5 protein-coding genes are annotated in these 7,321 nt (G+C 71.2%); 2 read left to right on the forward strand and 3 right to left on the reverse strand.

Annotation, left to right across the window (positions count from 1 at the left end; translation table 11 throughout):
• The first annotated feature begins 12 nt into the window (after window positions 1–12).
• On the forward strand, window positions 13–1,809 hold the full coding sequence (locus tag SSP08S_RS11820) for an AMP-dependent synthetase/ligase (RefSeq protein ID WP_019067804.1): 1,797 nt from the start codon (window positions 13–15) through the stop codon (window positions 1,807–1,809).
• Between the two features lie 13 nt (window positions 1,810–1,822).
• Here SSP08S_RS11820 and SSP08S_RS11825 read toward each other — a convergent pair whose 3' ends face one another.
• Together SSP08S_RS11825 and SSP08S_RS11830 are read right to left on the reverse strand one after the other, a co-directional pair.
• Window positions 1,823–3,454, reverse strand: a complete 1,632-nt coding sequence (locus tag SSP08S_RS11825; RefSeq protein WP_500809280.1) for a GMC oxidoreductase — start codon at window positions 3,452–3,454, stop codon at window positions 1,823–1,825.
• A gap of 274 nt (window positions 3,455–3,728) precedes the next feature.
• The gene (locus tag SSP08S_RS11830; protein WP_019067806.1) at window positions 3,729–4,871 is read right to left on the reverse strand and encodes a glycosyltransferase family 4 protein; all 1,143 of its coding nucleotides are present in this window, start codon (window positions 4,869–4,871) and stop codon (window positions 3,729–3,731) included.
• Window positions 4,872–4,994: 123 nt separating this feature from the next.
• Here SSP08S_RS11830 and SSP08S_RS11835 point away from each other — a divergent pair, with 123 nt between their 5' ends.
• The gene (locus SSP08S_RS11835) at window positions 4,995–6,230 is read left to right on the forward strand and encodes a glycosyltransferase 87 family protein (RefSeq protein ID WP_019067807.1); all 1,236 of its coding nucleotides are present in this window, start codon (window positions 4,995–4,997) and stop codon (window positions 6,228–6,230) included.
• A gap of 64 nt (window positions 6,231–6,294) precedes the next feature.
• On the opposite strand, the gene SSP08S_RS55180 is transcribed toward SSP08S_RS11835, so the two are convergent.
• A partial coding sequence (locus SSP08S_RS55180; protein WP_245607865.1) for an MATE family efflux transporter occupies window positions 6,295–7,321 on the reverse strand: 1,027 nt, incomplete at its 5' end.

Below are 7,321 nucleotides of genomic sequence, written 5' to 3' on the forward strand. Positions count from 1 at the left end.
GGAGCAGCAGTCTTGCGCGAGTTCAGCCTTCCGGCTTTGTACGAGGTCCCTGCGGACGGCAACCTGACCGACATCGTCCGCAGAAACGCCGCGCAGCACCCAGATGTCGCCGTCATCGCCCGCAAGGCGAACGGCGGCTGGCAGGACGTGACCGCCACGGTCTTCCTCGCCGAGGTGCACGCCGCCGCCAAGGGGCTCATCGCCTCCGGCGTCCAGCCCGGCGACCGGGTCGGGCTGATGTCCCGCACGCGGTACGAGTGGACGCTGCTCGACTTCGCGATCTGGTGCGCGGGCGGGATCACCGTGCCGGTGTACGAGACCAGCTCGCCGGAGCAGGTGCAGTGGATCCTGAGCGACTCGGGTGCCACCGCGCTCGTCGTGGAGCAGGACGGACACGCCGCCGCCGTCGAGTCGGTGCGGGACCAGCTGCCCGCGCTCAAGCACGTCTGGCAGATCGACGCGGGCGCGATCGACGAGCTGGGCCGCGCGGGCAAGGGCGTCTCGGACGCGACCGTCGAGGAGCGCAGCTCGCAGGCGAAGGCCGACGACCCGGCGACCATCGTGTACACCTCGGGTACTACGGGTCGTCCCAAGGGCTGTGTGCTGACCCACCGCAGCTTCTTCGCGGAGTGCGGCAACATCGTGGAGCGGCTGCGCCCGCTGTTCCGCACCGGCGAGTGCTCGGTGCTGCTGTTCCTGCCGCTCGCGCACGTCTTCGGACGGCTGGTGCAGATCGCGCCGATGATGGCGCCGATCAAGCTGGGCCTGGTCCCGGACATCAAGAACCTCACGGATGAACTCGCCTCGTTCCGGCCGACGTTGATCCTCGGTGTGCCGCGCGTCTTCGAGAAGGTCTACAACTCGGCGCGCGCCAAGGCGCAGGCGGACGGCAAGGGCAAGATCTTCGACAAGGCGGCCGACACCGCGATCGCGTACAGCCGTGCGCTGGACACGCCGTCGGGTCCGTCCCTCGGGCTGAAGATCAAGTACAAGACCTTCGACAAGCTCGTCTACAGCAAGCTGCGCGCGGTGCTCGGCGGGCGGGGCGAGTACGCGATCTCCGGCGGCGCGCCGCTGGGCGAGCGGCTCGGGCACTTCTTCCGGGGGATCGGGTTCACCGTCCTCGAGGGGTACGGGCTGACCGAGTCCTGTGCCGCCACGGCCTTCAACCCGTGGGACCGGACGAAGATCGGCACGGTCGGTCAGCCGCTGCCCGGCTCCGTGGTGCGCATCGCGGACGACGGCGAGGTGCTGCTGCACGGCGAGCACCTGTTCAAGGGCTACTGGAACAACGAGGCCGCCACGGCCGAGGCGCTGGCCGACGGCTGGTTCCACACCGGGGACATCGGCACCCTCGACGAGGACGGCTACCTCAGGATCACCGGCCGCAAGAAGGAGATCATCGTCACCGCGGGCGGCAAGAACGTCGCCCCGGCCGTGATCGAGGACCGCATCCGCGCGCACGCGCTGGTCGCGGAGTGCATGGTCGTCGGGGACGGGCGGCCCTTCGTGGGCGCGCTGGTCACCATCGACGACGAGTTCCTGGGCCGCTGGGCGGCGGAGCACGGCAAGCCGGCGGGTTCCACCGCGGCGTCGCTGCGTGACGACCCGGATCTGGTGCAGGCGATCCAGGACGCCGTCGACGACGGCAACGCCGCGGTGTCGAAAGCGGAATCGGTGCGGAAGTTCCGCATTCTGTCCTCCCAGTTCACGGAGGAGTCGGGCCACCTGACGCCGTCCCTGAAGCTCAAGCGGAATGTGGTGGCGAGGGACTACGCGGACGAGATCGAGGCCATCTACCAGAAGTAGAGGGCGAGTTGGGTCAGGTGTCCTCGGCGAGGACCCGTTCCATCGTGCGCTCGGCGAGCGCGGTGATCGTGACGAACGGGTTCACGCCGATGTTGCCGGGCACCAGCGAACCGTCGGTGATGTACAGCTTCGAATACCCCTTCACCCGGCCGTAGTTGTCGGTCGCCTTGCCCAACACGCAGCCGCCCAGCGGGTGGTAGCAGAAGTCGTCCGCGAAGATCTTGCTGGGCGTGCCGAACAGGTCGGAGCGGTAGATCGTCGCGTTGGCCGAGTTGATCCGGTCGAACAGTTTCTTCGCCATGGCGACCGAGACCGCGCTCTGGGCCGCGGTCCAGCCCAGCTTCACCGTGCCGCTCGCCGAGTCGTAGGTGAACGAGGCCCGTTGGGGGTTCTTGGTGATCGCCAGATAGAGGCTCACCCAGGTCTCGAACCCGATGGGCAGCGGGGCGATCTCCGCGAAGACCGGGTTGTCGGTGTTGGACCAGTCGTCGATGCCCATGACCGGCATGGTCGCCTGGTTGGCTCCGGTGGTGTCCCAGATGTGGTTGGCGCGGCCCACCATGGTGTTGCCGTTGGGCCCCCAGCCCGCCCCGACCGTGGCGTCCAGCGCGGGCAGCGTGCCGGTGTCCCGGGCGCGGACGAGGAGTTCGGTGGTGCCGAGGCTGCCGCCGCCGAGGAACAGATAGGTGCAGCTGTACTGCTTGGTCTCGACGACCGCGCCGGTGTTGTCGATCCGGTCGACGGTCAGCTGGTACGACCCGTCGCTCGCCCGCGTGACGGCCCGCACCTTCTCCAGGGTGTGGATGGTGACCTTGCCGGTGCCGAGCGCGGAGGCGAGGTAGGTCTTGTCGAGGCTCTTCTTGCCGTAGTTGTTGCCGTAGATGACCTCCTGGGCGAGCGCGGACTTGGTGGCGGTGCCGGCCGCCTCCTGCTGCATGTACCCGAAGTCGTAGACGTTGGGCACGAAGGTGGTCGTCAGGCCGGTGTTCGTGGCGGCCTTCCGCGAGGTGCGGGTGAACTGGTACCACTCGGTCGACTCGAACCACGTCGGGTCGACGGTGTTGACGCCGAGCATGGTGCGGGCGCGCGGGAAGTACGTGTTGTACATCGCGGTGGCGTCCACGGTGGGGAACTGCTCGGTGAAGTACGACTGGCGCGGGGTGACCGCCATGCCGCCGTTGACCAGCGAGCCCCCGCCGACACCGCGTCCCACGTACACGGACATGCTGTCGTAGTGCACGCGGTCCAGGACGCCCGGGTACGGGGTGATGTCCTTGTTGACGACGTCCAGCCAGAGGAAGCTCGCGAGCGGGGCCTCGGTGCGGGTCTTGAACCACATCGACCGCTGGTCCGGGTTGGCGGTGTTGCAGAAGATCTTGCCGTCGGAGCCCGGGGTGTTCCAGAGCCTGCCCATCTCCAGGACGAGCGTGGTGATGCCGGCCTGGCCGAGGCGGAGGGCGGCGACCGCTCCGCCGTAGCCGGAGCCGACGACGATCGCGGGTGCGGTTTCGACGGCCGCGGGTTCGACCGCCTGCGCCGACTGGAGGCCGATTCGGGTGAGACCGCCCGCGGCGGCGGTCTGGAGGGCGATCATGCCCAGTATTTGACGTCTCGTCAGCTGATGCTGCGTCAGTTTTGCTGTCATGCGCGCAGCATGTGCGGATTATTCGGTTCCGCCTAGGGGCTGCGCCAGTTTTGGGGCGCCGTGGGGGGTGCCGGGTGAGGTGGTCGGGCGGGTGCGGGTTGTGTGTGGCTGGTCGCACCCACGCGGCGGAGCCGCATATCGATACAGCCCCGCGCCCCTGAAAAAAACAGGGGGTTCGCGCCCCGGGGGTTTTAGGGGCGCGGGGAACTGCGCGACCAGCCCCCACGCACCCGCACCCGCCCTGGTCGATCAACTGGCACCCCGGATGGCGCCCCTACAACAGCGCCCTCAGCCGCTCCGCCAGGAGGTCCCAGCGCCACCGTTCCTCGACCCACTGCCGCCCCCGCTCCCCCATGTCGCGGCGCAGCTCCGGGTCCGCGAGCAGCGCGACGATCCGGTCGGCGGCCTCCTCCGGGGACCCGCCGCGCACCACCCACCCGGTCTCGCCGTCGAGCACCGCGTCGGGCGCGCCGCCGGAGTCACCGGCGACGACCGGCAGGCCGGTGGCCGACGCCTCCAGGTAGACGATGCCGAGCCCCTCGACGTCGAGCCCCCCGCGCCGGGTCCGGCACGGCATCGCGAAGACGTCACCGGCGCCGTAGTGCGCGGGCAGTTCGGCCCAGGGCACGGCGCCGGTGAAGCGCACGGAGTCGCTCACGCCCGTCTCCCGCACCAGCCTGCGCAGGTCCTTCTCGTACGGTCCGCCGCCCACGATCAGCAGGACGGCGTCGGGCTGCCGAGCCAGGATGCGCGGCATCGCGAGGATCAGCGTGTCCTGCCCCTTGCGCGGCACGAGCCGCGAGACGCACACGACGACGGGCCGCTCGGTCAGCCCGAGCCGGGCCCGCACCTCGGCACCGCCGGAGCCCGGATGGAAGACCTTCTCGTCCACGCCCGGCGGCAGTTGGACCATCCCCGCCGCCGCCTCCGGGCTCAGCGCGCCGGCGATCCGCGAGCGCGTGTACTCCCCGAGGTAGGTGATCGTGTCCGTCGACTCCCCGATACGGTGCAGGAGTTGACGCGAGGCGGGCAGCTGCGCCCACCCGGCCTCGTGCCCGTGCGTGGTGGCCACCAGCCGCTCGGCACCGGCCTTGCGCAGCGCCGGCGCCATCAGCCCGAGCGGTGCCGCCGCCCCGAACCACACCGCCGTACATCCGTGTTCGCGCAGCAGCCCGACGGCCGTCCGGGTCGCGGCGGGCGTCGGCAGCAGCATGGTCGTCTTGTCCCGTACGACCCTGAAGGGCTGCTCGGCGTCGAAGGCGGCGGTCGCCTCGGCGCCCTCCCGGCCGCGCTTCCAGGTCGAGGCGTAGACGACGAGCCGCTCGGGATCGAGCCGCAGCGCCATGTTGTGCAGGAAGGCCTGGATGCCCCCTGGCCGGGGCGGAAAGTCATTGGTCACGATCAGGGTCTTGCGCACGCGGCAGACCTTACCCGGGGAGGGTTCACAGCTCGGCACGGCCGCGCTTCATGGCCATCGCACAGCCGCTCGGGAGAACATGTGGCCCTCACCCGGCAGGCACGGCACGGAACAGGGGCTCAGGTGGAGATCGCGGGCGCGAGACGGCGGCTGGCAGTGCTGCTGGGGACCTGGGGCCTGACCCGGATCGTTCTGCTGCTGTTCGTCTTCAAGGTGTTCGTGTTCCCCGGCCCGGACGTCACCAGCGATGTGTCGGTGATCTACCAGGGCTGGTACGAGACCCTGCGGCACGGCAGCTTCCCGCTCGACGACGTCACCTGGCAGTACCCGCCGGCCGCCGCCCTCCCGATCCTCTCCCCCGCCCTGCTGGGCTTCCTCGACTACGCGTCCGCGTTCTTCGTCCTCGCCTGCCTCGCCGACCTGGCGGTCCTGGCACTCCTGCTCTACACCGGCCTGCGCCCGGGCCGGACGCTCCGCGGTGCCTGGGTGTGGGTGGCGGGCGTCCCGCTCCTCGGCCCGACCGTGTACGCGCGCTACGACGTGATGGTGACCGCGGTCGCCGTGGCCGCGCTGCTCGCCGGCGCCCGGCACCCGCGTGTGATGGGCGCGCTGGTGGGCTTCGGCGCCCTGCTGAAGGTGTGGCCCGCGCTGCTCCTGCTGGGCGCGGTCAAGCGCCGGGCGTGGGGCGCGGCGGCGGTGACGGTCGTGGCGGTCGCCTCCGTCTTCGCGGTGTCGATGCCGGGCGCGTTCGCGTTCCTGACCTTCCAGCGCGCGCGGGGCACGGAGGTGGAGTCGCTGGGCTCCCTGGTCTTCCATGTGGCCCGGCACTTCGGCTGGCAGGGCCAGGTGCTCCTGAACTACGGCTCGGTCGAGTTCGTCGGCCCCTACGTCAACTGGGTCAGCACGGCCGCCCTCGGCCTCACCGCGATCGCCTTCGGCTGGCTCATGCTCTGGCGTCTGATGGCGGCCCGCTTCCTCCCGCACACCCTCGCGGACGCGGCCTTCGTGGCGGTGCTGATGTTCACGGTCACGAGCCGGGTGATCAGCCCGCAGTACGTCGTCTGGCTGATCGGCCTCGCGGCCGTCTGCTCCTGCTTCCGCGCCAGCCGCATGCGGCTCCCCGTCGGCCTGGTCCTGGCGGCGGCCTTCGTGACGGTCCTGGAGTTCCCGGTCTGGTTCGCCGACGTGGTCGCCAGCGACAACCTGGGCATCGTCCTCCTGCTCCTCCGCAACGGCCTGCTGGTCGCGGCGGCGCTCACCGCCGCACGGGAGCTGTGGCGGGCGTCGGTCACCTGGGCGGACGTACCCCCGCTCCCCAGTCAGGCCACCCGCTCGAAGGCGGCCTCGACCTCCCCCTGAGGCCGGGCAGGTCCTGCCGGTCACGCGGCGGGCGCGGAGGCCGACGCGCGCTCCCCCGCCGAGGTCAGGTACTCCCGCGCCGTACGGCCGAACGCGCCACCCCCTGCTCGCCGGCGTCGAGGGAGCGCCGCCCCTTCACGGCACCCCGGCCCGCCGGACGGCCCCCGCCCCGCCGGAACAACACCGCCACCACTCCGCACTGCACCCCCATCGAGAGCGCCATCGCCAGACACACCCCGGGCAGCCCGAGCCCCGACAGGCCGTACGCCAGCGGGAGTTGGACCGCCGTGCCGAGCACGGTGACCCGGAGCAGCGCCGGTGCGCCCCCGCTCCCTTCGAAGACCCCGCCGAGCGCGATGAAGCAGGCCATCAGCAGCAGATACGGACCGACGCAGCGCAGGAACAGGGCGCCCTCGTGGGCGACTTGGGGCCCGGTACCGAAGGCGGCCATGATCCAGGGCGCGGTGACGCAGAGCAGGACGGCCGCGACGGCGCCAACCGTGCCGGACACGAGCATGGCCTGCCGTCCGATCTCGCTCCTCTCGTCCCTCCCCGTCCCCCGCAGGTGTGCGGTGTGGATGGAGGCGGCCTGCCGCACGGAGTAGAAGGCCATCGTCGCGACGTACAGCACCTTGTAGCCGATGGCGTACGCGGCCACCGCCGACACTCCGAGCCGCGCCACGATCGCGACCAGCACCAGCGCACCGCCCTGCCGCACGGTGAAGTCGGCGGACATGGGCAGGCCGGTGGTGAACGTCCGGCGCAGGGCAACGGAGAGGGGGTCGGCGGGCGCCGGCTCTCCGGGGGCGGACCGACCGGGCGCGAGCCGACCGGGCGCGAGCCGACCAGATGCGGACTCGGCGGGTGCGGGTCGAGCGGGGGCGGCCTCCGCGGGGCCGGGCTCGACAGCAGGGGACTCACCGGAAGCCGCTTCGGCGGAAGCAGACCCGCCGCGTGCGGGCCGGATGAAGACCGCCTCCGCAGGACCAGGCTCGACAGCAGCGGACTCACCGGAAGCCGCTTCGGCGGATACGGACTCTTCGGAAGCAGGCTCGTTGAAGGCGGCCCCCGCAGGACTGGGCCCGGCGACT

Source organism: Streptomyces hokutonensis (assembly GCF_000376565.1).
GTDB classification, from domain to species: Bacteria; Actinomycetota; Actinomycetes; order Streptomycetales; family Streptomycetaceae; genus Streptomyces; species Streptomyces hokutonensis.